Origin of the sequence: Halorarum halophilum (genome assembly GCF_013401515.1) — an archaeon.
GTDB lineage: Archaea > Halobacteriota > Halobacteria > Halobacteriales > Haloferacaceae > Halorarum > Halorarum halophilum.
Genome location: NZ_CP058529.1, coordinates 2,230,828 through 2,254,543, shown reverse-complemented (window position 1 = coordinate 2,254,543; position 23,716 = coordinate 2,230,828). Strand labels below are relative to the sequence as shown.

The 23,716-nt window shown below is 69.6% G+C and carries 22 protein-coding genes and 1 pseudogene; 14 read left to right on the top strand and 9 right to left on the bottom strand.

Translation table 11 applies throughout. The features are described from left to right. Positions 1–27 precede the first annotated feature (27 nt). Together gnd and HUG10_RS11370 are read right to left on the bottom strand one after the other, a co-directional pair. Entirely contained in the window at positions 28–921 is an 894-nt protein-coding gene (gene gnd / locus HUG10_RS11375) for a phosphogluconate dehydrogenase (NAD(+)-dependent, decarboxylating) (RefSeq protein ID WP_179169692.1), read from the bottom strand. A 180-nt stretch (positions 922–1,101) separates the two neighbouring features. Continuing rightward, a complete protein-coding gene (locus HUG10_RS11370; protein ID WP_179169691.1) occupies positions 1,102–1,689 on the bottom strand; it encodes a hypothetical protein in 588 nt (195 codons plus the stop codon). Between the two features lie 74 nt (positions 1,690–1,763). Here HUG10_RS11370 and HUG10_RS11365 point away from each other — a divergent pair, with 74 nt between their 5' ends. Then, the gene (locus tag HUG10_RS11365) at positions 1,764–2,894 is read left to right on the top strand and encodes an aminopeptidase (protein ID WP_179169690.1); all 1,131 of its coding nucleotides are present in this window, start codon (positions 1,764–1,766) and stop codon (positions 2,892–2,894) included. A gap of 211 nt (positions 2,895–3,105) precedes the next feature. After that, complete coding sequence (locus HUG10_RS22025; protein ID WP_281375633.1) at positions 3,106–3,228, top strand: hypothetical protein; 123 nt, start codon at positions 3,106–3,108, stop codon at positions 3,226–3,228. Between the two features lie 41 nt (positions 3,229–3,269). Here the strand turns inward: HUG10_RS22025 and HUG10_RS11360 are convergent, their stop codons facing one another. Further along, positions 3,270–4,166, bottom strand: coding sequence for a DUF5806 family protein (locus HUG10_RS11360; RefSeq protein WP_218780701.1), 897 nt, complete (start codon positions 4,164–4,166; stop codon positions 3,270–3,272). Between the two features lie 369 nt (positions 4,167–4,535). On the opposite strand from HUG10_RS11360, the gene HUG10_RS11355 reads away from it, so the two are divergent. Beyond that, the gene (locus HUG10_RS11355; RefSeq protein WP_179169689.1) at positions 4,536–4,904 is read left to right on the top strand and encodes a universal stress protein; all 369 of its coding nucleotides are present in this window, start codon (positions 4,536–4,538) and stop codon (positions 4,902–4,904) included. Beyond that, positions 4,901–5,449 carry a GNAT family N-acetyltransferase gene (locus HUG10_RS11350; protein ID WP_179169688.1) on the top strand — a complete coding sequence of 183 codons (549 nt, stop codon included), beginning with the start codon at positions 4,901–4,903 and terminating at the stop codon, positions 5,447–5,449. The genes HUG10_RS11355 and HUG10_RS11350 overlap by 4 nt, the downstream gene beginning before the upstream one ends. A 5-nt stretch (positions 5,450–5,454) precedes the next feature. Here the strand turns inward: HUG10_RS11350 and HUG10_RS11345 are convergent, their stop codons facing one another. The 3 genes from HUG10_RS11345 to HUG10_RS11335 form a co-directional block, all read right to left on the bottom strand. Then, on the bottom strand, positions 5,455–5,901 hold the full coding sequence (locus HUG10_RS11345; protein WP_179169687.1) for a universal stress protein: 447 nt from the start codon (positions 5,899–5,901) through the stop codon (positions 5,455–5,457). A gap of 686 nt (positions 5,902–6,587) precedes the next feature. Beyond that, positions 6,588–7,757, bottom strand: coding sequence for a nicotinate phosphoribosyltransferase (locus HUG10_RS11340; protein ID WP_179169686.1), 1,170 nt, complete (start codon positions 7,755–7,757; stop codon positions 6,588–6,590). Positions 7,758–7,838: 81 nt separating this feature from the next. Continuing rightward, a complete protein-coding gene (locus HUG10_RS11335) occupies positions 7,839–9,476 on the bottom strand; it encodes an Hvo_1808 family surface protein (protein ID WP_179169685.1) in 1,638 nt (545 codons plus the stop codon). Positions 9,477–9,563: 87 nt separating this feature from the next. On the opposite strand from HUG10_RS11335, the gene HUG10_RS11330 reads away from it, so the two are divergent. Further along, entirely contained in the window at positions 9,564–10,136 is a 573-nt protein-coding gene (locus tag HUG10_RS11330) for a cysteine hydrolase family protein (protein WP_179169684.1), read from the top strand. A gap of 169 nt (positions 10,137–10,305) precedes the next feature. On the opposite strand, the gene HUG10_RS11325 is transcribed toward HUG10_RS11330, so the two are convergent. Next, positions 10,306–10,851, bottom strand: a complete 546-nt coding sequence (locus HUG10_RS11325; RefSeq protein ID WP_179169683.1) for a DUF7529 family protein — start codon at positions 10,849–10,851, stop codon at positions 10,306–10,308. A gap of 97 nt (positions 10,852–10,948) precedes the next feature. Here HUG10_RS11325 and HUG10_RS11320 point away from each other — a divergent pair, with 97 nt between their 5' ends. The 5 genes from HUG10_RS11320 (at position 10,949) to HUG10_RS11300 (ending at position 17,955) form a co-directional block, all read left to right on the top strand. After that, complete coding sequence (locus HUG10_RS11320; protein WP_179169682.1) at positions 10,949–13,765, top strand: dipeptide ABC transporter ATP-binding protein; 2,817 nt, start codon at positions 10,949–10,951, stop codon at positions 13,763–13,765. An 84-nt stretch (positions 13,766–13,849) separates the two neighbouring features. Further along, positions 13,850–15,541: an ABC transporter substrate-binding protein gene (locus tag HUG10_RS11315; protein ID WP_179169681.1), complete on the top strand. Its 1,692-nt coding sequence runs from the start codon at positions 13,850–13,852 to the stop codon at positions 15,539–15,541. Between the two features lie 67 nt (positions 15,542–15,608). Then, positions 15,609–16,652, top strand: coding sequence for an ABC transporter permease (locus HUG10_RS11310; protein WP_179169680.1), 1,044 nt, complete (start codon positions 15,609–15,611; stop codon positions 16,650–16,652). 1 nt (position 16,653) lies between these two features. Continuing rightward, positions 16,654–17,595 (top strand): ABC transporter permease, encoded by a 942-nt coding sequence (locus HUG10_RS11305; protein WP_179169679.1) that lies wholly within the window; start codon positions 16,654–16,656, stop codon positions 17,593–17,595. A gap of 6 nt (positions 17,596–17,601) precedes the next feature. Continuing rightward, positions 17,602–17,955, top strand: coding sequence for a DUF7268 family protein (locus HUG10_RS11300; RefSeq protein WP_179169678.1), 354 nt, complete (start codon positions 17,602–17,604; stop codon positions 17,953–17,955). Positions 17,956–17,978: 23 nt separating this feature from the next. On the opposite strand, the gene HUG10_RS11295 is transcribed toward HUG10_RS11300, so the two are convergent. Continuing rightward, positions 17,979–19,328 (bottom strand): dihydroorotase, encoded by a 1,350-nt coding sequence (locus tag HUG10_RS11295; RefSeq protein WP_179169677.1) that lies wholly within the window; start codon positions 19,326–19,328, stop codon positions 17,979–17,981. Positions 19,329–19,515: 187 nt separating this feature from the next. Further along, positions 19,516–20,160 (bottom strand): lipoate--protein ligase family protein, encoded by a 645-nt coding sequence (locus HUG10_RS11290; protein WP_179171060.1) that lies wholly within the window; start codon positions 20,158–20,160, stop codon positions 19,516–19,518. 115 nt (positions 20,161–20,275) lie between these two features. Here HUG10_RS11290 and HUG10_RS11285 point away from each other — a divergent pair, with 115 nt between their 5' ends. The 4 genes and pseudogenes from HUG10_RS11285 (at position 20,276) to HUG10_RS11270 (ending at position 23,273) form a co-directional block, all read left to right on the top strand. After that, positions 20,276–21,175 (top strand): hypothetical protein, encoded by a 900-nt coding sequence (locus tag HUG10_RS11285; protein WP_179169676.1) that lies wholly within the window; start codon positions 20,276–20,278, stop codon positions 21,173–21,175. Positions 21,176–21,248: 73 nt separating this feature from the next. Then, entirely contained in the window at positions 21,249–22,073 is an 825-nt protein-coding gene (locus tag HUG10_RS11280) for a hypothetical protein (protein ID WP_179169675.1), read from the top strand. 134 nt (positions 22,074–22,207) lie between these two features. After that, positions 22,208–22,600: pseudogene (locus tag HUG10_RS21780) on the top strand (30S ribosomal protein S6e); the annotation flags it as partial. A 238-nt stretch (positions 22,601–22,838) separates the two neighbouring features. Then, on the top strand, positions 22,839–23,273 hold the full coding sequence (locus tag HUG10_RS11270; RefSeq protein WP_179169673.1) for a DUF7112 family protein: 435 nt from the start codon (positions 22,839–22,841) through the stop codon (positions 23,271–23,273). Positions 23,274–23,716 lie beyond the last annotated feature (443 nt).

Sequence of the window (23,716 nt, the reverse complement as noted above, 5' to 3'; positions counted from 1 at the left end):
GCGGAGCGTCGCGTACCCCGCCGATGCTCACTCGCGCTGGACCTCGTGCCGCCCGAAGCCGTACCGCAGCCGGTTCGCCAGCCGCCGGGAGAACCGCCCGTCGCCCCGCGAGCTGAACCGCTCCGCGAGCGCCTGGTAAATGAGCGGGAGCGGCACCTCCTGTTCGAGCGCCTCCTGCACGGTCCACGTCCCCGTCGACCCGCCCTCGATCCGGTCGGCCACGTCGCCGAGGTCGCTCCCCTCCTCGCGGAACGCCTCCTCGCACAGTTCGAGCAGCCACGACCGGATGACAGCGCCGTTGTTCCACGTCCGCGCGACCGCCTCCAGGTCGAGGTCGTACCGCCCCTCGTGGAGCAGTTCGAATCCCTCTCCATAGGCCTGCATCAGCGCGTACTCCACGCCGTTGTGGACCATCTTCACGTAGTGGCCGGAGCCGGCCTCGCCCATCCGGTCGTGGCCAGCCGGGCCGGTCGCGACGGCGTCGAAGACGGGCGTCAGTTCCTCGTAGGCCCACGCCGGCCCGCCGACCATGAGCGAGAAGCCGGCCTCGGCGCTGGCGGGCCCGCCGGAGGTGCCGCAGTCGAGGTACGCCGCGGGACACGACTCCGCGCGGCGGACGGAGTCCTCGAAGTGCGAGTTGCCGCCGTCGACGACGACGTCCTCGGCGTCGAGGTGCGGTTCGAGTTCGTCGAGGGTCGCGTCGACCGCGTCGCCGGCGGGGACCATGAGCCAGATCCGTCGCTCCTCGCCGAGCCGATCCGCGAGGTCCGACACCGAGTCGGCGGGGGTCGCGCCCGCCTCCGCGGCCGCGGCGGTCGCCTCTGCGTCGAGGTCGAACGCGACCACGTCGTGGCCTGCGTCGAGCGAGCGGTCCACCACGATGCGTCCCATCCGACCGAGGCCGATGACGCCGAGTTCCATACCGGCGCGTCGGTCAGGTGGGGGGTAGGCGTTCCGGTTCCGCAACTGGGCGAGTTTCGGCTTCAATTTCAGGCCCCGTTCTCACCCGAATCCTTCCAACCGTCCGAGTTCACCCGAAGTCGCGTCCGTTGCGGATGAACACGCCCCGACTTCCAGCAGGACGTTCGGTCGGGCTGACGGTCACGAGTCGTTCAGCATACTCCCGACAAGGATCGTCGCTACGCCGTGAAGCGATACCCCCGATTGGACGTACTGGATGACGTAGCCGTTGAAGAAGGGGTCGGCCAGGATGGTCAACACGTACACGGCGACAACCCACCCCGGAACGAATCCGAACGTCCGGAGTACATACTGGGTATACGTGAACCCCGCCCAGAACAGGAGTAGCCCCGCGGCCAGTGGCAGCGCCAGAACGAGGGCGCCGAATACGATCCGCGTGCTGACGTAGTACATCAGTAGGCCGCTCACAGAAACGATGGCTAGACCAACGAGACAGGCGAGCAACGGCCCACCAATGTCGACCGCTCTCGGTCTCAGGTACGACCGAAGTGAGACGATTCCGGCACCCAAAACGAGGGAGACGACCGTCAGCAGTAGCATCCATTCGTTCGACCTGTTGACGACGGGTAGTACCGCCATGGTCGCCCCTCCGGTGATGAGGAAGATCCTCGCGAGAGAGAGCAGGAGCTCGCTATCGCCGGTCGTCGATTCTGTGCGTGTTCGCATGCTATCCCGACTGAAGGTGTCATCGGTCTCACCTGGTTCCATCGGTACTTCTCGGAGCCATGTAGTACTGCACGCGGGACCGTCGGGGTTATCCCCGACCCCACCACGGTCCGCATATGGACGACCGAGTGTGGGAACACGCGGAGGTACTGGTCGACTGGAGCGCCCGTGTCGACGAGGGCGACCGGGTCGTGATGGACGTCGCCGAGGACGCCCACGACCTCGCCGTGGCCGTCGCCGGGAAACTGGGCGAGCGCGGCGCGACCCTCCTCGCGACCTACGGGAGCGACGAGGTGACGCGGGCGTACCTCCGCGGCCACGACGACGAGTTCGCCGAGAACGACCCGAAACTGTCGATGCTCGAGGCCGCGGACGTCTACCTCAGGCTCGCCGGCGGGCGCAACACCACCGCAACGGCGGACGTGCCCGCCGAACGACGCCGCGCAGCCGCGAAGGCGAACGTGGCCGTCCGCGAGGCGCGGATGGCCACCGACTGGGTCAGCACGGTCCACCCGACGCGGTCGCTGGCCCAGCAGGCTGGAATGGCGTACGAGGAGTACCAGGACTTCGTGTACGAGGCGGTCCTCAGGGACTGGGAGTCGCTGGCCGACGAGATGGCGAACATGAAGGAGGTGCTCGACGAGGGGAGCGAGGTCCGCATTGAGACGGACCGGACCGACCGGGACGGCGGTCGAGGGCCGTCCCGTCGCACCGATCTGACGATGAGTATCGAGAACCGCACCGCGGTCAACTCCGCCGCCTCGGTCGCCTACGACTCGCACAACCTCCCCTCCGGCGAGGTGTTCACGGCGCCGTACGCCACGGGGGGCGAGGTCTTCTTCGACGTGCCGATGACCATCGACGCGACCAGGGTCGAGAACGTGTGGCTGGAGTTCGAGGGCGGGGAGGTCGTCGACTTCGAGGCCGAACAGGGAGCGGACGCGATCGCGAACGTGCTCGACACCGACGAGGGCGCCCGCCGACTCGGGGAACTCGGCATCGGGATGAACCGCGGGATCGACCGCTTCACCGACTCCATCCTCTTCGACGAGAAGATGGGCGACACCGTCCACCTCGCACTGGGGCGGGCCTACGACTCGTGTCTCCCGGAGGGCGAGACCGGGAACGACTCGGCGGTCCACGTGGACATGATCACGGACGTGAGCGAGGACTCGCGACTGCTCGTCGACGGCGAGGTGATCCAACGGAACGGGACGTTCCGGTGGGAGGAGGGGTTCGAGGAGTAGACGATCGGGAATCGACGGGCAGCCGCCGGAATACGGGCGGTGGGGAGGCTGACCGCCGGGGTGGCCGGCAGTGGACGTTTTCACTCGCCGTGCGGACGGTTTCCGTCGCACCGCTGCTGTACCAGTCCGGCGTCGCGCACTCGCCCGACGGCGTCCTCGCGAACCTCGAACACCGGATGGACGACCCGCCGTCCGGGAGGCGCTCGACGCCATGCGCGAGCGGGACTTTGTCCGCCGCCTCGACGACGGGGACGCGTACTACCTTCTCACCGAGCGCGGGCAGGAGTACGTCGAGACTGAGGTCGATCAGGAGGGGGTCGGGTTCGTCGACTGAGTTCGGGCTCCTTCGGCTCGGTGCTCACCGCGGCTCGTCAGTCACTTCGGGTCGTGGACGTGCCCGCACTCCGGGCACTTCACCTCCTCGCCGCGGACCTCGGCGCTCGCCTCCCGCACGTCGCGCATCACCTTCGAGATGCGGTCCTCCGCTTCCAGTTCGTCCTCCACGGCCAGGTCGACGCCCTCGACCTCCAGCAGGAACTTGGCGACCTCCGTCACCTCGTACATCATGTCGTCGAGCTGTTCGGCGGTGAAGAAGCCGCACATCGCGCCGTAGAGGAACGTCGCGCCGGCCTTGTTCACCTTCTCCTCGAAGGACGCCCGCGCCTGGTTCACCGCCTGCGGGGTGTACGTGTCCGTCATGAACGGCACCAGCCGCGGGAGGTTCTTTCCGATCTTCGTCATCTCGACGCCCGTCTCCGTCCGGAAGTCGGCGCACAGTCGCGCGATGGCCCACTCGCGCGCCGTGACGTACGTGCGGTCGCGCAGGAACTGGTTCACGCGGTCGTACTCCGCGCGCTCCATCTTCTGGAAGCGGTCGTACTTCCGCACATCCGCCGGCACGTCGGCGTCGACGTCCGGCCCGGGGACCGACGAGGGGTTGGAGCCGGCATCGGCGGTCTCCGGCCCGGCGCGTCCGGCATCCCCTTCGGAACGCTCGCCGTCCCCGGCACGCTCGGCATCCTCGCCGATGTCGGCATCCTCGTCCGTGTCGACATCCCCGACAGTTCCGGTGTCCTCGAGACGGCTGGCCGCTTCGTCGACGTCCCCGACGGGTTCGGAACCGAGTTCACCTTCATTGGGTTCGTCGTCTGCGGGTTCGTCGTCCGCGGGCCGGGGTTCGGTGTCGACGTTCGAGGCCCCGTCGCCAGGGCCCGAGTCCGCCTCGGCGCCGGTTCCGACGGTGTCGCGTTCGGGGCCCCCCTCGGAGTTGATCCCGCCGTCGGCTTCGTCCTCGAGCGTGTCGTCGGCTTCGCCTTCCCCCCCGACGTCGCGTTCCGGCGTCCCCTTCGACTCCGGTAGCTCCTCGTCGTTGTCGTCCTCGTCGACGGGCCCTCGTCCCTCCTCGTCCTCGGCGCGTCCCCCGTCCCCTTCGGGCGGTTCCTCCCGCCCTCGTCCGGCGTTGTCGGCCATACCCCCCGTATCCGGCCCGCTCGTAAAAACCCGTTCCCGTGCGTCAGACACCCGGCCGGCGGCCGGTCCTCCGGAGGGATCGCGCGGTGCCGCTCCCGGCGGGAACGCGGGAGAGTACGCCGAACCGGCCGCGGCGGCACGCTTTTGTCCGGCGCTTCCGACCTCGGTTGCATGAAAGTGCTGCTGGGGATGGGCGGGAGCGACGACTCCCTCACCGCGCTCGAGAGGACGGTCGAGCGCACCCGGGTCGCCGGCGACGACCTCACCGTCGCCGTCGTGGAGAACCCCGAGGTCGACGCGTCGCTGGCGGACGTCGAGTCCCACGCCCGGTCCGTGCTGGACGAGGCGGGGCTGGACGCCGAAGTGCGATGCGTGAGGGGGGACGCCGGGAGCCGACTCGTCGACATCGCCGAGTCCGAGGGGTTCGACTGCATCGCAATCGGCGGCGGACAGCGGAGCCCGATGGGGAAGATCAACCTCGGCCAGATCGCCCAGTTCGTCCTCCTGAACTCGCAGGTGTCGGTGATGCTGGTCAGATGAGCGACCGCATCTACCCCGACGAACCGGCCGGCCCGTTCCCCGACCCGCCGTTCTCGTTCACGGACGGCGAGGGTCGCGAGATCGAGATCCGGCCGTACGACGGGAGCGACGGGGAGTTCGAGGCGCTCGTGGAGATGTACGACGCGTTCGACCCGGCGGACCGCGCGCAGGGAATCCCGCCGAGCAACGAGGAGCGCGTGCGCGACTGGCTCGACACGATCCTCGGCAGCGGGGGCTACAACGTCGTCGCCTGGGACGGGGACGCGGCGGCGGGCCATGCTACGCTCGTCGCCGACACCGACGCGTACGAACTCGCCATCTTCGTGCTCCAGGCGTACCAGGGCGCCGGAATCGGGACGCGGCTCATCGAGGGACTGCTCGGCCACGGCGCCGCGAACGGCGCAGAGAACGTATGGCTCACCGTCGAGCGCTGGAACCGCCCCGCGGTGGCGCTGTACAAGAAGGTCGGCTTCGAGACCACCAGCTCCGAGTCGTTCGAACTGGAGATGACCGCGCGACTCGCGGACTCCGACGGGGATACCTAGCCGGTTCAGACCGAGAGGACCGGCTGACTCGCGTACAGCAGCACGTACTCTGCGGCCTTCTCCAGCACCTCGCCGGGTTCGCCCGTGAGGGGTTCGCGGGGGATGACGATGAAGTCGGCAGAGATCTCCTCGGCGGTGTCGAGGATGACGCTGCCCGGGTGGCGCGACTTCCGGTTCGTCGAGAAGCCGTAGGCGATGGAGGAGGAGATGCCGACGTCGTGCTCCTCGGCCAGCTCGCGCACGGTCCCCGTGAACGCCTCGGTGTCCTCCGCGACCTCGGACTCGTCGACTGCGTCGGTCTCGATGGCCCGGACGACCTCCTCGCCCAGCACGTAGACGGCGTGGACGGACGCGTCGTAGCGTTCGGCGACCGCGACGGCGTACTCGACGGCCTCCAGCGACTCGTCGCTCCCGTCCACCGGGGCCAGTACGCGCTCGACGGTCAGGCTCATGGGGGTCACTCCGGCGGAACGAGTGAAAGGTGTTCCCCTCCTCTGTGTTCGTGTTCGTTTAAGGTATCTCGGTCGTTAGTGGGGTGTCGATTTCTGCTTCCACTAGCGTAGTGACGACTGCGGAAGCCCCCGCGGCTCTCGGGTCGGTGCGGCCGCTGTCGTTCGAAAGACTGCGCTTTGCGCAGTCTTTCGTGATGACGAAAGGCGCGGAGCGCCTTTCGAACCACGCTCCTCGGTCGGCTCGCTTCGCTCGCCTCCCTGCGGTGCTTTTCGGTCCGCGCTTACGGAAGACTCGCTCCGCTCGACTTCCGAACTCTCGTTCGCTGCGCTCACGAGAGCTTCCCCGAGAGCCGCGGCCCCTTCCAGTCCCACCCGCCGGACTTTCGGTCGAGCAAAGCGGCCTGACTACCGACCGCGTGCGCACTCGGTAGTCCACTGGAACGTTCGCCAGCCGATGGTCAGGGGGATGCGGCGGGCGCACCGCGAGCGAACGAAGTTCTCGTGAGCGAAGCGAACGAGAGCACGCGGGTCGAGCGAAGCGAGTCCTGCGAAGTGAGCGAGCCGCGCCCGCCGGGGAGGCGTGGGGAGTAAACACGACGCTCGATCGACCATCCAGCAGGGTGGGACTTTCCAAGTCGCGGTAGTGGTAGCAGAAGCGCCGAAACCAGCCGAACAATCGCCGCCCCCTACTCCGAATCAGAACCGAATCCGGTCAACTCCGCGTCCTCCAGCGCCCGCTCGGCGGCGTCGTCGATCGAGAACTCCCGCACGATCTCCCCGTCCCGGATCAGCGGCTCCAGCAGCGCCTCGCCGTCCTCGGGTTCATCGCGCCCGCGCAATCCGACCAGATGCTCACCCGCGGAGGTCCGGTACACCTCCTTCGCGCCCGAGAGCTTCCCGCGTTTCGCCGCCGGTTCGCCGTCGACCTCGACGATGTCCAGCGCGAAGTCCACCGGGTCCGCGTTGCTGACGTAACCGCCGACGCCGAAGCCGTCGCCCACGTCCCGGAGCTTCCGGAGGTCGTCCGGACCGAGCCCGCCCGAGAGGAACACGTCCACGTCGCCGAGCTCGCGCGCGTCCAGTTCCCACTGTACCTCGCGGATGATGTGCCGGAAGTCGCCCCGGCGCGAGCCGGTCGTGTCGAGCCTGACGCCCGAGAGCCGGTCACCGAGCGTCTCCACTGCCCGGATCACCTCGTCCTTCTCGTCGGAGTAGGTGTCACAGAGGGCGATCCGGGGGGTGTCTTCCGGCACCGCCTCGTCGAATGCGCGCCAGGCGGCCTCCTGCTCGCCACGGCCGAAGATGATGAGCAGCGCGTGGGGCATCGTCCCCGACGCCTCCCGGCCGATGACCTCGCCGGCGGCGACGTGCGAGAAGCCGTCGAAGCCGCCGACGAGCGCGCTTCGCTCGATCATCGCGGCGACGCTCGGGTGGACGTGCCGGGCGCCGAACGAGAGCACGTTCGCGTCGGGCGCCGCACGGCGACACTCCAGCGCGGCGGTGGCGACGCCGGAGGCGTGCGAGAGGAAGCCGAGCAGCGACGTCTCCGCCCGCGCGAACGAGAGGTAGTCGCCCTCGATGCGCATCACGGGGCCGCCGTCGAACAGCGTCCCCTCCGGGAGCGCGTCGACGTCGACGTCGTGGCCCGCGAGCAGCGCGGCCGCGTCCTTCACGCCGGCGAGGAGTTCGAACTCGCCGTCGGGGAACTGGTCGGCCGTCACCTCGGCGACGACGCTGGGGTTACGGCCCGCGTGTCGAAGCGTCTCCTCGGTCCGGGCAAAGTAGGCGTCCGTCGCGCGACCCTCCCGGATGGCCGCGGGGGTGACGACGTCGAAATCCGGCGCGGAGGAATCCATTGTCGGCCGTTCACCGGGCCGGGCCAAAAAAACACGCTTCCGACCGCGTCCGGTTCCGAGTCGTGGTTGCCGCTCGCGTCCCTAGCTCCGGCGTGCGAGCAGGCCGGCGACGCCGACGGCGATGACCGCGACGAGGAAGCCGAACCCGGCGCCGGTCGTCTCGGTCGTCGGGCTCTCCGGCATCGGGTCCGCGGTCGTGTCGCTCCCACCGTTCGGGTCCTCGTCCGTCCCGGGGGCCATCGTCGCGGTCTCGCTCAGCGTCTCCGTCGGCGGGGCGAGCGACGGGCGGATGTCCTTCACGGCGTCGACGTTCGGCCCGTTGACGACGACGATCTGGGTGCCGTTCTGGACGACGAGGAACGCGTCCGCGAACGGGCCGTCGGGGACGACGTAGTAGCCCTCGTCGGTCTCCCGGGCGTCGTGTGCGTCGAGCATCCGCAGGTACGCGTCGCGGAACTCCGTCGCGTCGGACTCGGTGTCCCAGGCGGTCTTCCAGACGTAGCCGTACCTCGCGTTCTCACCCTCGCCGTTGCGGTACGGGAACACCCGGTCGTTCGCCCAGCCGTTCGAGGGCGCCGCGTCGTAGTTGTACACGTCGTACTGGCCCTCCGTGGCGAACAGCGTCTGCGGATCGATCGTGTCGGCGTTGTACTCCGACGCCTGGTACCAGAACATCGAGTAGATCGACGCCTCGCCGACGGTGTCGGAGCCGTTCTCGCCCTGTCCGGGGAACGTCTCCCAGCCGTTCCGCGCGGAGTCCTCGAATTCGATCGGCTCCGGCTCCTCGTCGGTCACGTGGATGACCTGCTCGGTGGAGGCCGGGGGGTTCCGCATGCGCTCCTCGTAGGCCGCCCAGCCGCCCTCCTGGACGAGTTCGTCCACGTACACCGGGCCGTCGGAGTACGGGTTGAAGATGGTGAGGAGGATGCCGAGGTTCGGCGGGCTGCCGCCGCCGGCCTCGCTGCCGGGCGTCTCCACGCAGTCCCACTCGTTGCCACAGCGCTGGGAGTAGCGCGCCTCGACGTAGTTCGCCCCGCCCTCGACGATGCCGTTGATGGCGAGGTTGCCGTCCTGCGTCTGCCCCCTGTACGTCTCGTTCGTCAGGTCGTACTGCTGGTCCTGGAGCGCGTGGACCAGTTCGTGGACGAGCGTCGCGTTGCTGACCGTCGGCGAGTCGGGCGAGTCCGTGATGATCTTGATCTGGTCGTCGGCGGGGGAGTAGAAGCCGGCGACCGACGACCCCTGCGTCTCGCTGAGCGCCTCGGCGGAACTGGTGTCCTCGCCGACGATGAACAGCGACTCCCACACCTGGTCGTTCCACCGGTTGTACGCCGTCCCGTTCCCGGCGTCGGTCGCGGTGCGGTTGCGGTACTCCTCGCGGGAGATGACCTCGACGGGGACGGTGGCCTCGAACTCCTCCTCGCGGATGTACTCCACGCGGGCCATCGACCGCGCCACGAACAGGTCGAGTTCCCTGTCGGTGAGGCCGTCCGACTGGTTCACGTCGATGCTCTCGTTGTGCCAGACGCCGTTCTCCCACCCGATGGTGTCGTTCTCGGGGTCCGGCGGGCCGTCGCCCTCCCCGTCGGACTGCGCCTTCGGCACTTCGCTCGGGACGGCGGCGGCGGTGGCCGGTGCGACCACCGACAGCACGAGGAGGGCGGCGAGGACGAGCGCACCGAACCGCCGAACGGGTTCGGACGGGGAGGAACGTCGCATATGTCGGCATGGTACTGGGGGTGTAAGTACCTTGTCCGGGGTTCACGGGGGCGAGCGCTTTTCTTCGCGGACCGCGAGGCCTCACGTATGTCGTTCGACCCCGACATCACCGCCGTCATCGTGGTCGACATGCAGAACGGGTTCTGTCACCCGGACGGCAGCCTGCACGCGGAACCGAGCGAGAACGCCATCGAGCCTGTTCGGACGCTCGTCGAGCGCGCGTCCGCCGCCGACGTTCCTGTCGTCTACACGCGGGACGTCCACCCGCCCGAACAGTTCGAGGACGCCCACTACTACGACGAGTTCGAGCGCTGGGGCGAGCACGTGGTCGAGGGCTCCTGGGAGGCCGAACTGATCGACGACCTCCCGACCGAGGACGCCGCCCACGTCGTCGACAAGCACACGTACGACGCCTTCTACCGGACGAACCTGGAGGGGTGGCTCGACACGCACGGCGTCGACGACCTGGTGTTCTGTGGCACCCTCGCGAACGTCTGCGTCCTCCACACCGCCGCCTCCGCCGGCCTGCGGGACTACCGCCCGATCGTCGTGGCCGACGCGCTCGGCTACATCACCGAGGACCATAGGGACTACGCGGTCGAGCACGCCGACTGGCTGTTCGGCGAGACGACGGAACTGACGGACGTCTCGTTCGACTGACTCCTCCTCGTCAGCGTTGGTGCCGAAGGTTCAAACCCGAAAACGGGACCAGACCCCACGTGCGGTAACTCGCAACCCGGGGCGGGCAGCGGTCGTGCGACGCCGACGCCCCGCGGATTCGCAGGCGTCGCCTGTTCGCCATCCGTGCCATCCGTGAGCCGTCGTTCCCCTACTCCTCGTCGGTCGATTCTCCGTCCTCCACGTCACCCGACTCCCCCTCCTCGTCCCCGTAGTCCGCCGGTAGGAGGTTGTCGGGTTCGTGCTGCGAGAAGACGACGCGCCGGGAGTCGTCGAGCGGCCGGAGGTACGTCCACATCTCGCCGCGCGCGGCGACCCGCTTCAGCATCTCCCCAGCCTCGCGGAGCGCGTAGTACACCGGGAACACGACGACCAGTCCCTCGTCGGGCGCCTTCATCGCGACGACGAGGAAGACGACGTCGCCCTCCTGGCCCCGGTAGGCGTCGTACTCGTCGAACGCCGCGTCCTCGACGAGCTCCTCCAGATCACGGAACTCGTCGCCGGGGAGGAGCACGTCGAGGCCCGTCCGGTCGGACTCGACGGCGGCCGAGGCCGTCGGGAGCGCCGTCACGTCGCCGGGGTGGAGTTCGAGCGCCTCCCAGCCCGCCTCGCGGTACTCGTCGGCGGTCGCCTCCATGTCCTCCACGACCGCCTCCCAGCGGTCCTGCACGCCCGAGAGCGGGTGACTACCGGCCATAGGAGTGGCTCGGGGTACGCCGCGTGAAAACGGTTGCCTTCGGCGGCCACCGGGCCGCATCGAAAGGTATTCCGGAAGGGGCGAGCCATGCCAGGGCATGGACCTGCTGTCGGTTTCGGACCTCCGGACCCAGTTCGCCACCGAACGCGGGCAGGTGAAGGCCGTCGACGGCGTCGACCTGTCGGTGCGGGAAGGCGAGACGGTCGGGCTCGTCGGCGAGTCGGGGTCCGGCAAGTCGGTGACGGCCCTCTCCGCGATGGGGCTCGTCGACGACCCGGGCGAGGTCGTGGGCGGCGAGGTGACGCTCCGGAGCCCGTCGCTCGCGGCGCGGCTGCTCCCGCGGTTCGCCGACGGTGTCGCCACGTATCCCAAGGTGCTCGTCGACGCCCTCCACGAACTCGCGGACGCCTGCCGGGACGGCGACCTCGGCGGCGTTGCGGCCGAACTCGACGGGATCGCGGAGGACTGCACCGCCCTGGCGGACCCGAATGGGATTGGGAAGACCGCCCGCGACGCCGCCGAGGAGCTCCGGGCCGCGGCCGACCCCGACGCAGTCGCCGCGGATCTCGACGCGGCCGCCGACCGCGCGGCGGACGGCTACATCTTCCTCGAGGAAGCCCGACTCGTGGACCCACCTGAATCGTTCGACGGCCGCGACCCGCGGGTACTGACCGCCGAACGCCCCGAGGGCGCGGTCGATTGCCTCGAGGTCGAGGACGCGGTGATCGAACTGACCGCCGCGCCGGAGGAGGCGATGCGGGCGGTCCGCGGCGGCGAGATGAGCATGATCTTCCAGGACCCGATGACGTCGCTGAACCCGGCGCTCACCGTCGGCGAGCAGGTGGCCGAGTCGCTCCGACTCCACCAGTTCGACGGGCGGACCGACGACACCTGGCTGAACGCCGTCCGGGAGATCCTCCCGAAGGTCGGGGGCGGCGAGGTCGACGAGACCGTGCTGGAGCGGACGATCGAGGTGCTCTCGGAGGTCGGCATCCCCGAGCCGGCGTCGCGCGTCGAGGAGTACCCACACGAGTTCTCCGGGGGGATGCGCCAGCGCGTCCTCATCGCCATCGCGCTCGCGTGTCGCCCTCGGCTGCTCGTCGCAGACGAGCCGACCACCGCGCTGGACGTGACCATCCAGGCGCAGATCCTGGACCTCATCGGTGACCTCCAGGAGGAACTCGGCATGTCGGTGCTGATGATCACCCACGACCTCGGCGTCGTCGCCGAGACGTGCGATCGGGTGGCCGTGATGTACGCCGGCGAGATCGTCGAGGAGGGTCCGGTCGAGGAGATCTTCACGAACCCCTCCCACCCGTACACGTACACCCTGCTCGAGTCGGTTCCGACCGAGCAGAAGGAGCGACTCCAGCCCATCGAGGGCAACGTTCCCGACCTCATCGACCTCCCCGATGGGTGCCACTTCGCACCCCGGTGCCCGTGGGCTCACGAGGAGTGTCGCGGGGGCACGATCCCGTTCCTCCAGCACGGCCCCGCGGACGTGGACCACCGTTCGAAGTGCGTGCTCGAGGAGTTCGACACGGCCGAGTACGGCGACGACGACGCGCTCGGTGCCGGGAGTCATGAGATCGGCGACCGGCTGGTCGAGGTCGACGGGCTGAAGAAGCACTTCTCCCGGGCCGACGGCTACCTGGACCGACTCCTCGCCGACGAGCGGAAGAGCGTGAAGGCCGTCGACGGCGTCGACTTCGACGTGTACGAGGGCGAGACGCTCGGACTCGTCGGCGAGTCCGGCTGCGGGAAGTCAACGACGGGTCGGGCGCTCCTCCGGCTGCTCGAACCGACCGACGGTCGGGTGGTCTTCGCCGGCGAGGACCTCACGGAGCTGTCGAGCGACGAGCTTCGGGAACGTCGGCGGGACGTCCAGATGATCTTTCAGGACCCGATGTCGAGCCTCGACCCCCGGATGACGGTGGGCCAGATCGTCGCCGAACCGCTCCAGATCCACGACCTCCCCGCGGAGGACCCGCCCGAGGGTAGCTCCCGGCGCGAGCAGCGACGCCGTCGAGTCGACGAACTTCTCGAGGCCGTCGGGCTCGACCCCGGCCAGCGCGGCCGGTACCCACACGAACTCTCGGGCGGGCAGCGCCAGCGCGTCGGCATCGCCCGCGCCCTCGCGGTTGACCCGGACTTCATCGTCTGTGACGAGCCGGTGTCCGCGCTCGACGTCTCGGTACAGGCCCAGATCCTCAACCTCCTCGAGGACCTCCAGGCGGAGTTCGGGCTGACGTTCCTGTTCATCGCCCACGACCTCTCCGTCGTCCGGCACATCTGCGACCGCGTCGCGGTGATGTACCTCGGGAAGCTAGTCGAGGTGGCCGACACCGACGAACTGTTCCGCGATCCGCGGCACCCGTACACCCGGGCACTTCTGTCGGCGATCCCCGTGCCGGATCCGACCGCCGACACCGACGACCGGGTCATCCTCGAGGGCGACGTTCCCTCGCCCATCGACCCGCCGTCGGGCTGCAACTTCCGCACGCGGTGCCCGCAGGTCATCCCGCCCGACGACCTCGACGTCGAACAGGAGGAGTTCCGTGCGGTGATGAACTACCGGCAGCGGGTCGAGGACCGGGCGCTCGATCTCGAGGGGATCCGCGAGGAGGCCGCGCTCGTCGAGGGTGGCGGATCGGAGCAACCCGCCGCCACCGACGGCGGACGGACGGTGGACGCGGACGTACCCATCGCGGAGGCGCTTCGAGCCCGGTTCGGCCTCACCGGTCTCCCCCGGCGGGCGGACGAGGCGGTCGCGGAGAGCGCCGAACGGCTGGCCGCCGACGACTGGGCGGCCGCCGAACGCGTGCTCCGGGAGACGTTCGAGAGCGTCTGCGAACGCGAGGAGCCACCACTCGACGAGCGGGACCACCCCGCGGCGTGTCACCTGGTCGAGTAGATTTTTGCGGGGGTGTGGTACATTACCACATGGACTGAACGGCTAATCACAAACCTTTTCTTGGCAGTTTTTGCATGAACCCTCATGGCACAGGACTCACTCGACAGACGCAGTTTCCTCAAGGCGACCGGCGGGGCGGCGGCCGGCGTCGCCGTGACCACCGGCAGCGCGGGCTGTCTCGGCGGCGGTGGCGGGGGCGGCGGTGGCGGCGGCGGAGAACTCGTGTACGCCCGGGGCGACCACCCGGCGAACTACGACCCCCAGCAGACCACGAGCGGCGAGGTCGCGAAGGTCACGAACCAGGTCTTCGACCAGCTCATCAAGTTCGGCGCCGGCAGCGGCGGTGAACTGGTCGACGGCCTGGCGACCGACTACTCGCTCGACGGGCAGACGGCGACGCTGACGCTCCGGGAGGGCGTCACGTTCCACAACGGCGCCGAACTCACCGCCGCCGACGTGCGTGCGACCGTCCGTCGGTTCACCGACTCCGAGTACGACTACTATCTCGGCGACTCGAACCGGTCGGGATACGGGGCGTTCACGTTCGGCGACTGGGTCGAGAGCGTCGACGCCTCGAAGGACCTCGAGGTGACGTTCGAACTCACCCAGAAGTTCGCGCCGTTCCTCCGGAACCTCGCGATGTTCGCGGCGGCCATCCTCTCGAAGCAGCAGATCGAGGAACTGGGGTCCTCCCCCGACAAGCAGACCGACCTCGGTGGGAACCCGCAGGGGACGGGCGCGTTCACGTTCGACACGCTCGACAACGAGAACAACCGCCTCCGCCTCGCCGCCAACGACGACTACTGGGGCGACGGCCCCCAGCTCGACGCGGTCATCTTCAAGGCAATCAAGCAGAACTCCACCCGGGCGCAGGACGTCATCAACGGCGACTCCCACATCACCGACAACCTCGACTCCCAGTCGTCCACGCAGGTGGAGAACTCCGACTCGGCGACCCTGGCGTCGAAGAACGGCATCAACGTTGGCTACATGGCGTTCAACATGGACCGGAAGGAGGCGTTCCGGAACAAGCAGGTTCGCCAGGCCATCAGCTACGCGGTCGACACCGGGAGCATCGTCGACGACATCTACGAGGGCTTCGCCGAGCAGGCCGACCAGCCGCTCCCGCCGGACGTCCTCGGGCACAACGACGACCTCGAACCGTACCCGCACGACCCCGAACAGGCCCAGTCGTTGCTCGAGGAGGCCGGCGAGACCGACCTCGAGTTCGAACTCGCCACGTTCTCGAACCCCCGCGGCTACAACCCCAGCCCGGTCGAGACGGCGAACCAGGTGCGCTCGGACCTCGAGGAGGTCGGCATCACCGTCGAGATCAACCAGTTCTCGACGTTCTCGTCGTACCTCGAGTACACGGACGCCGGCAAGCACGACGCCTGCTTCCTCGGCTGGTACACCGACAACGCCGACCCGGACAACTTCCTGTACGTCCTGCTCGACCCGAAGGTCGAGATGGACCAGGTACCGGACGGACAGGACTGGGTGAGCTTCGACACGGAGGGGTACAGTCCCCTCAACGTGTCGGCATGGGCCAACTCGGAGTTCATGAAGAAGGTCCGTGAGGCCCAGTCCACCTACGACGAGGGTGCCCGAGAGAAGCTGTACAAGGAGGCGAACGCGCTCGCCCGCGAGGAGGCTCCCTGGGTGTTCATCGACTACGCGCAGACGCTCCGCGCGGTGAACTCGGCGGTCGTCGGCGACAGCTACACGGTGAGCTCCGTCGGCGGCCCCCACCTCGACACCGTCGAACTCGAATAGGTCGGCCCCCGCGGTCGGATGAAAACCGTTTACCTCGGCCACCCGCGACACGATAACCTACATCGAAATGGTCTCCAAGCGGTTCGTCCTGAAGCGGCTGTTGTTGCTCGTCCCCGTGCTGTTCGGGGTGGCGACGTTCGTGTTCGCCATCCTGCACCTCGCGCCGGGCGACCCGGCGAAGATTATCGTCGGGCAACGCGCGTCGACCGAACAGGTCGCGCAGGTTCGCGCCGACCTCGGGTTGAACGACCCCATCCTCGTCCAGTACGGGCGGTTCCTCGTGGATGCGGCCCAGTTCGACTTCGGCGACTCCTACCAGATCGCCCGCGGCACACCCGTTCGCGAGGTGCTCGCGGACCGCCTGCCGGTCACCATCGAACTCGCGCTGTACGGCCAGGCAATCGGCGTCCTGCTCGGCATCCCGCTCGGCGTGCTCTCGGCGGTGAAACAGGACACGCTCACCGACCACGCGACCCGGATCGGCGCGCTCACCGGGCTCTCGGTCCCCATCTACTGGTCCGGCCCGCTGCTCATCCTCCTGTTCGCGACGTTCCTCGGCCTGTTCCCGACGAGCGGGCGCATCGGCTCGACGGTGTTCCTCTCGGACCACTGGACGCTGCTCGGGATGGAACTCCCGCTCACCGGGATGGTAACGGTGGACACGCTCCTGCTCGGCGACCTCGACGCGTGGTTCTCGGCGGTCCACCACCTGTTCCTGCCCGCGGTCACCATCGGCGTGTACTCGATGGCGCTCATCTCCCGGATGATGCGCTCCTCGATGCTCGAGGTCGTCCGCCAGGACTACATGCGGACCGCCCGCGCGAAGGGCCAGGGCGCGAAGATCACCGTGATGAAGCACGGCTTCCGCAACGCGCTCATCCCGGTGATCACCGTAATCGGCATCCAGTTCGGTTCGCTGCTCGGCGGCGCCGTCCTCACGGAGACGGTGTTCGGCATCGGCGGCATCGGCACTATGCTGGTCGCCGCAATCGGCGCGTCCGACTACCCGCTCGTGCAGGGCGCCGTGCTCACGTTCGCGCTGCTGTTCACGCTCGTGAACCTCGGCGTCGACATCACGTACAGCTACCTCGACCCCAGAATCCAGCAGTAAGATGGCATCAGAACACCCGAACACGTCCGAACGGGCGTCGCGTCGCGGACTCCTCGACAGGCTCCGCGCCTCGCCGTTCCTGACACAACTGCTCTCGAACCGCCTCGCGCTGGTCGGCATCGGGATCATCCTCGGGATGGTGCTGATCGCCGTCTACGCGCGCGTCTTCTACGACGTCGGCGCGCTGGCCGACTCCAGGCTCGGGGGGACGATCCCGAGCCGCGCGCCGCCCTCGTGGGCCGGCGGCACCGCCCAGACCGGCCTCTTCGGCACCGACGCGGCCGCCCGCGACATCTTCAGGCGGACGATGTACGGCGCGTGGCTCGCCCTGAAGTTCGGCACTGTCACGGTCGCCGCGTCGACGACGCTCGGCATCTCCCTGGGCATCCTCGCCGCGTACTACGGCGACGTGGCCGACAACGTCATCATGCGGACGATGGACGTGCTGCTCGCGTTCCCCTCGCTGCTGCTCGCGCTCGCGCTGGTCGCCATCTTCGGCGCGGGGCTGTGGAAGGTGACGATCGCGCTCACGCTGGTCTACACGCCGCGGTTCGCCCGAGTCGTCCGCGGAGCCGCGCTGAAGGTGCTCGAGGACGAGTACATCGACGCCACCGTGGCGCTCGGAGCGAAGGACCCTAGAGTGCTGGTGCGCCACGTCCTGCCGAACTCGCTGGCGCCCATCACCGTCCAGTCCACGCTCAACTTCGGGCTGGCCATCATCGACATCGCGGCGCTGTCGTTCCTCGGTTTCGGCGCGCAGGCCGCCACCCCGTCCTGGGGACTGATGCTGGCCCGCGGCGTCGAGAACGGCCTGCTCACCGGGAAGTGGTGGATGTCGTTCTTCCCGGGGCTGTTCCTCGCGCTCACCGTCCTCGGCTTCAACCTGCTCGGTGACGGGATGCGCGACGCGCTCGACCCGCGGATGCGCGACACGGTGGACTGACCGCCGATGGCGGCCGCCGGCACCGTCGACTGGCTCCGCCCCCGGCTTCGCCTCGTCGGGGGCGCGGTCCTCGTCGGCACCGCACTCGGCCTCGTGGCAGGCGGCGCAGTTGCCGTATTCCTCTCCTTGCGGGCTGTCCGCAGCGTCTTCGCGCTCGGCGCGCTCGTGCTGGGCGTTGGGGTGCTCGGCTGGTCGGGGTCGGCGATGGCCGGCCGCGGGATCGAGACGATGCACCGGTACATGGACACGGGGTCGGACTGGACCGAGGAGAACTCGCGGCGAGCGATGGCCCGCGTCGGCGGCGCCGGCGCTGGCGTGATGCTCGGCTCCGGTCTCGTCGAGGTCGTGATGTTCGTCTAGAAACGGACGTTCCGACCCGCCGATCAGTCGCGGACGTTCCGGCCGACCGCGTCGCCGAACGACTCGCTGTCGCCGTCGTCGCGACCGTCGTACACCACGTTCCCCCGAACGAGCGTCAGCGACGGGAAGACGCCCTCGAACCCCTCGAACGGCGTCCAGCCGCACTTCGAGTGGAGGTCGTCGCCGCGGATCTCCCGGACGTCGTCGAGGTCGACGAGCACGAGGTCGGCGTCCCGACCGACCTCGATTCGGCCCTTCCGCGGGAGAGCGAAGATCCCGGCGGGATTCGCCGCGGTGAGGTCGCGCACGCGTTCGAGTCCCAGCCGACCCTCGCGGACCTCGTTCAGCAGGAGCGGCAGCATCGTCTCGACGCCCGGGACGCCCGATGGGGCATCCCAGATGCCTGCGTCTTTCTCCTCCCGAGTGTGGGGCGCGTGGTCGGTGGCGACGATGTCGACCGTGCCATCCCGGACGCGCTCCATCAGGGCCTCGCGTCGTTCCTCGTCGCGGAGCGGCGGGTTCATCCGGCCGAGCGTTCCGAGGTCGGGGAGGTCCTCGCGCGAGAGGAACAGGTGGTGCGGGGTCACCTCGCAGGTCGCGCCAGCGTCGCTGGCGGCGTCGACGCCCTCCGGGGTGGAGGTGTGCGCGATGTGGATGTCGGCGCCCGAGTCGGCCCCGACCTCCAGGGCTCGCTCGACCGCGGCGGCCTCGGCTTCCGGAGTCCGGAAGGCGCTCCACGCGTCGGCATCGTCTCGCTCCGTCGCGCTCGCTCGCGGATCTGTTCCCTCCCCGCTCGCGTGTTCCGTGCTCCCGGGGAGCACGCTCTCGTCGAACAGGTCCGCGTCCTCCGCGTGCACCGTGACGGTCACGCCGTGGTCGGCCGCCCGCTCGACCGCGTCGGCGAACAGGTCGGCCTCGATGCCCATGTCGCCGGTGGAGTCGGCGAGGAACACCTCGCCGAGCGCGAACAGCGGCCGGTCGAACAGCGACTCGGGGTCCCAGTCGGCCGTGACGCCGCCGTTCAGGCCGTAGTCGACGAGCGACTTCGCGGCGAGGTCGGCCTTCGCGTCGAACGCCGCACCCGTCGTCGTCGTCGGGTCGGTGTTCGGCTGGTCGACGACGGTCGTCACGCCGCCGGCCGCGGCCGAGCGCGACCCGGTCGTCCAGTCCTCCTTGTGCGGGAACCCCGGCTCCCGGAAGTGGACGTGGGCGTCGATGGCGCCCGGGAGGAGGTACTCGTCGGCTGCGTCGACGACCGCCTCACCGTCCTCGGGGTCGAGTGCTCCCGCGTCCGCGACGTCGGCGATCTCCCCGTCGGCGACGCGGACGTCCCGGACCCGGCCGTCGGCGAGCGTGGCCTGCGTGAACAGCATCTGGCCTGTGTGGGCGGCGGCGGGCCGTAAGTGCCGCGGTCGGTTACGAGTACGAATGGTGCCGCTGCGACCGAGAGATATGGCTCGAAAGCCCCCGCGGCCCCTTTCAGTCCCACCCGTGGTGTGCCTGATCGAACGTCGCGGGCCGGGGTACCGCTCGTACCGCGGTCGGTACCCGGCATCGCGCTCACCCGTCGTCGGTCGGGAGTTCGGCCGCGTCAAGCCGGACGGCCTCGCGGTCGGCGACGAAGGCGGCCTCCAGCGCGTCGCGGACTGCGTCGGGATCGGAGGGACCGCCAGCGGCCGACACGGAGCCGACCGACTCGGGGTCGAAGGGGACGCCGAGCGCGTCGTACACCGGAACGAGCACGTCCCGGATCGCCCCCTCCTCGGCCACCGTCACGCACCCGGAGACGAGCGCGGCCCCCTGCCGGACGCGCTGGGCGATCCCCGCGACCTTCCCGCCGTCGACGACGCGGACGGAGTGGGCCCCTGGGCAGTACGAGTCCGGCGGCTCCCCAGGTTCCACGTCGGCGCCGACGCTCCGCAGGGCGTCGACGACGGTGTCGACGGCCGCGTCGTACCGGTCGTCCATCCCCCGGCGCATGTCCGCCAGCGGGACGGCGTGTGCGAACGCCAGCGTCAAGTCGGCGTAGGCGACCGCCCGGCCGCCAACCGACCGCTCGCTCGGTGGAAAACCGCGTTCCTCGGCCGCGCGCTTCGCGTCGGCGTACCCGTCCTCGCGGGCGTCCCGTCGCCCGAAGGCGATCTGTCGGCCGGGCGCCCACACTCTGAGCGACGGCTCGCCGGCCTCGGCCGTCTCGGCGAGCATCGCCGCCGTCGCCTCCCGATCGCGTTCCCGCGTCAGGAGCGCCCCGCGGTACACCCGGAACACGCCCGCCGGTCGGAGTCGCGGCGCCTAAGCGCTTCCGCCACCGACTCGCGGTATGACCGGGGACGCGGGGGTCGAGGGGGACGGACGGGACGAGCGGGTGGTGCTCCCTACCAACGTGGTCGAGCGGTACCCCCGCTTCTCGCTGTACAACTCCCCGTACCCCGCCCACGACCACGGCCACGCCATCGACCTCTACCCCGACACCGACGTGGGGATTTCGCCGGTCTCGGGGGAGGTGCTGGACACGCGGACGGTCCGCTGTCCCGACCGGCCGTACGCCGTTGACGAGGACCACCTCGTCGTCGTGGACGTCGGCGAGTACGTGGCCCGAATCCTCCACGTCGACCCCACCGTCGAACCGGGCGACCGGGTCGCAGTCGGCGACTCGCTGGGCCGGATGGTCCGCTCCGGGTTCTTCGGCCGCTGGGTCGACGACCACGTCCACCTCGAGTTCCGCGACGCCGACCGGAACCCCTACCGCGCCTCCGGGTCGCTCCCGATCGACGTGGACGTGCCCGTCCGTCCGCTCGACTGGGACGGGACGGGGACGGTCGTCGAGACGGGCGACAGCTACGCGCTCCTGGATTCGCCGGCCCACCCCGGCGACGGCTACGCCGCGCTGGCGTCCGACGCGGGTACACCCCTGGACGGCGGGCTGGCCCACTACGGCGCCGGCGGGCTGTTCGGGTCGCCAGAGGGGGCGGGACCGGCGACGGTCGAACTGCTGGGCGAACGCGTCGGCACTGCGACGGGTCGGGACGTCGCGTGGGGCGACGTGGCCGTGCTGGCGAACGGCGAGCGGGTCACCGGGCTCTCGCTGTTCGCGTCCCGCGGCCCGGCGTGGGGCGCCAAGTTGGTAACCCGTCCCGAGAGCGGCGACCCCGCGTTCGCCGTCGGCGACAAGGTCCGGGTCTCGATCCGACCGGCGGCCGATCCGGTCCGACTCGACTGACCGCCCCGTCGGGCGGTCCGTCACCCTTCCGCGACGACCGCCTTTTTGCTGCTCCCCCGTGTCCGTGCCGTCGATGGACCGTCGCCTCGAGATCGCCCTGGTCGCGGTCGCCGTCGTGCTCGTCCTCCTCGTCGGTGTCGTCGCGGTCGGCTTCTACCAGTTCACGCGGCCGATCCCTGACTCGTACACCCACACGTACGAGTACCGGACGTACATCCAACCGGACGAGACGCTCACGAACGTCACGCTCTACCTCCCGCTGCCGGTCGAGAACGGGAGCAGCCCTGCCGGCGACGCGCTCGTCGGCGGATCGCCCGGCGTGACGGACGCGCCGCCCGGGTGGTCGTTCGCAGTGGAGGACACGAGCGCCGGCCCGATGCTCGCGCTCTCGTTCCCAGAACTGGCGCCGACGTACTACGAACGGCAGCCGCCGCGAAGCCTCGAACCCGGCGCGGGGACGCCGACACGGGGCGAGACGCCGACGGGAACGCCGATCCGGTCGCTCGACTACTACCTGGTGTCGGTCGAGTGGGCGAGCGAGGAGCCGATCGACACCCGGTCGCCAGTCGGGAACGAGCCGACGCTCCAGCCGCGCCTGAACGCGACGGAGACGCCCTGCGACGGTCCGACGACGGAGGGGCAGGCCTGCCGCCGGTTCGGCTCCTGGATGTACCTCTCGTACGACGCGCCGGCGAACGCGACCCTCGACGTGCTCGTCACGTACGAGGGGTACAACGAGTGGTTCGCCGGCGGCTGGACGGGGACCTTGTTCCGGCAATCCACCCGGACCGTCGTAGTGGGCGACGGACCCGGCTGGATCGCCGCGGACGGCGAGGAGGAGGTCGGCGTCGGCACTTACCGCGGCGCGCCGCAGGCGGTTCCGGCGCAGGCGGCCTGACGGTGCAGGCAGCTTGACGGTTCTGGCCGGTGGACCCGCCGGCCTCGTCGGGTCGTTCTCACGGCCCCACCGCTTCCTCTCGCTCGGCCTCGCTTTCGACGCTCTTTTCTCCAACCGCCGAGTTCGTTCCCGTAATGGCTGAATTCAAAGTCGTCGTCGGCGACTCGGCCGGCGACACCCGGCAGTTCGACGTGGACGGACAGGACGCGAACCGATTTCTCGGGCTCGACATCGGCGACGAGGTCGACGGCACGGTCGTCGACGCCGACGGCATGACGCTCGAACTCACCGGCGGGTCTGACAAGGCCGGCCGGCCGATGCGCGAGGACGTGCCCGGCGCGGCCCTGAAGGAACTGCTCCTCGACGGCGGCGTCGGCTACGAGCCGTCCCGCGACGGCGAGCGCAAGCGCGTCACCGTCCGCGGCCGCCAGGTCTCCGAGGAGACCGTCCAGATCAACGCCCACCTCGTCGACGGCACGTTCGAGGGCGGCGCCGAGGAGGTCGAGGAGGACGTCGAAGAGGCCGACGCGGTCGAGGAGGACGTCGAAGAGGCCGACGCGGTCGAGGAGGAGGACGTGGACGAGGCCGAGGAATCCGAGGAATCCCAGGAGGCTGAGGAGGCCGACGAGGCCGACGAAGCCGACGAGGAGGAAGAAGCGGAAGCCGAAGACGAGGCGGACGAGGAGGAAGACGAAGCCGCGGAAGAAGCGGCCGAATCGGACGAGGAAGCCGAGGACGACGAGGAGTAACGCCTTCTTCGCTCCCATGTCCGACAGAGTCGCCAGCGACGCCGCGGCCGTCACCTCCCTCCGCGCCCACCTCGCGCGTTCGGGGGGAACCCGCCTCCCGTGTCTCCGCGTCCCCGACGAGGCGGACCTCGAGGCGGGCGACGAGATCCGGCTCGTGCTCGACGGCGAGTCACGCCACGCCCGGGTCGAGGGCGACGCAAGCGGTCGCCTGATCCGCGGGGCGTACGACAACCGGCGGCTGGCGCGTCAGCCCGGCGACGGAGAGAACCGGCTCGTCGAGTGGTGCCGCGAACACGACCGCGAGGCGGACGACGCGGTCGAGTTCGACGAGGTGGACCCCGGGTATCTCTACGGCGTCCGGGTGCCCGGCGAGCGCGTCGTGTACGAGGTGACCGGGCGGCCGAACGAGAGCCTGCAGAACATCGCGGATTCGCTGCTGGGCGACGAGTAGTTCCTTCGTTGCTGTGTGCGGCGGTGTCGTCTGGAGTAGAGCGGTTCAACTGCTGGTAACGGGGTGACGATCGGCCAGAAAGCTCCCGCGACGCTCGACTCGGTGCGACTGCTGCGCTTCTCGCTCCCTCCGGTCGCTGTGGTGCTTGACAGTCGCGCATTCGCCGACCGCCGCGGCCCCTTTCAGTCCGACCCGACCGCACCGCGACCTCTCCCTCCCCAGCCTCTTGCGCTTCTCGCGCTCCCTGCAGTCGCGCTGCGATGCTCATCCCTCGCGCGCGTCGGCTACGCCCTTCGGGCTCGCCGTCACGCGCGCCATCCGCCAGAACACGCTCGACCGAACTTCCGGGGCGACCGTCACTGCGGACTACCGACTACGTGCACACTCGGTAGGCGGCTCGCGACGCTCGGCCGACCTTCCCAAAGTGGGGCTTTCGAGGTCTC

Excerpts from the sequence above, each read along its gene's own strand:
- gnd (WP_179169692.1), bottom strand. The coding sequence starts at position 921 with ATGGAACTCGGCGTCATCGGCCTCGGTCGGATGGGACGCATCGTGGTG.
- HUG10_RS11370 (WP_179169691.1), bottom strand. The coding sequence starts at position 1,689 with ATGGAACCAGGTGAGACCGATGACACCTTCAGTCGGGATAGCATGCGA.
- HUG10_RS11365 (WP_179169690.1), top strand. The coding sequence starts at position 1,764 with ATGGACGACCGAGTGTGGGAACACGCGGAGGTACTGGTCGACTGGAGC.
- HUG10_RS22025 (WP_281375633.1), top strand. The coding sequence starts at position 3,106 with ATGCGCGAGCGGGACTTTGTCCGCCGCCTCGACGACGGGGACGCGTAC.
- HUG10_RS11355 (WP_179169689.1), top strand. The coding sequence starts at position 4,536 with ATGAAAGTGCTGCTGGGGATGGGCGGGAGCGACGACTCCCTCACCGCG.
- HUG10_RS11350 (WP_179169688.1), top strand. The coding sequence starts at position 4,901 with ATGAGCGACCGCATCTACCCCGACGAACCGGCCGGCCCGTTCCCCGAC.
- HUG10_RS11345 (WP_179169687.1), bottom strand. The coding sequence starts at position 5,901 with ATGAGCCTGACCGTCGAGCGCGTACTGGCCCCGGTGGACGGGAGCGAC.
- HUG10_RS11340 (WP_179169686.1), bottom strand. The coding sequence starts at position 7,757 with ATGGATTCCTCCGCGCCGGATTTCGACGTCGTCACCCCCGCGGCCATC.
- HUG10_RS11335 (WP_179169685.1), bottom strand. The coding sequence starts at position 9,476 with ATGCGACGTTCCTCCCCGTCCGAACCCGTTCGGCGGTTCGGTGCGCTC.
- HUG10_RS11330 (WP_179169684.1), top strand. The coding sequence starts at position 9,564 with ATGTCGTTCGACCCCGACATCACCGCCGTCATCGTGGTCGACATGCAG.
- HUG10_RS11325 (WP_179169683.1), bottom strand. The coding sequence starts at position 10,851 with ATGGCCGGTAGTCACCCGCTCTCGGGCGTGCAGGACCGCTGGGAGGCG.
- HUG10_RS11320 (WP_179169682.1), top strand. The coding sequence starts at position 10,949 with ATGGACCTGCTGTCGGTTTCGGACCTCCGGACCCAGTTCGCCACCGAA.
- HUG10_RS11315 (WP_179169681.1), top strand. The coding sequence starts at position 13,850 with ATGGCACAGGACTCACTCGACAGACGCAGTTTCCTCAAGGCGACCGGC.
- HUG10_RS11310 (WP_179169680.1), top strand. The coding sequence starts at position 15,609 with ATGGTCTCCAAGCGGTTCGTCCTGAAGCGGCTGTTGTTGCTCGTCCCC.
- HUG10_RS11305 (WP_179169679.1), top strand. The coding sequence starts at position 16,654 with ATGGCATCAGAACACCCGAACACGTCCGAACGGGCGTCGCGTCGCGGA.
- HUG10_RS11300 (WP_179169678.1), top strand. The coding sequence starts at position 17,602 with ATGGCGGCCGCCGGCACCGTCGACTGGCTCCGCCCCCGGCTTCGCCTC.
- HUG10_RS11295 (WP_179169677.1), bottom strand. The coding sequence starts at position 19,328 with ATGCTGTTCACGCAGGCCACGCTCGCCGACGGCCGGGTCCGGGACGTC.
- HUG10_RS11290 (WP_179171060.1), bottom strand. The coding sequence starts at position 20,160 with ATGCTCGCCGAGACGGCCGAGGCCGGCGAGCCGTCGCTCAGAGTGTGG.
- HUG10_RS11285 (WP_179169676.1), top strand. The coding sequence starts at position 20,276 with ATGACCGGGGACGCGGGGGTCGAGGGGGACGGACGGGACGAGCGGGTG.
- HUG10_RS11280 (WP_179169675.1), top strand. The coding sequence starts at position 21,249 with ATGGACCGTCGCCTCGAGATCGCCCTGGTCGCGGTCGCCGTCGTGCTC.
- HUG10_RS11270 (WP_179169673.1), top strand. The coding sequence starts at position 22,839 with ATGTCCGACAGAGTCGCCAGCGACGCCGCGGCCGTCACCTCCCTCCGC.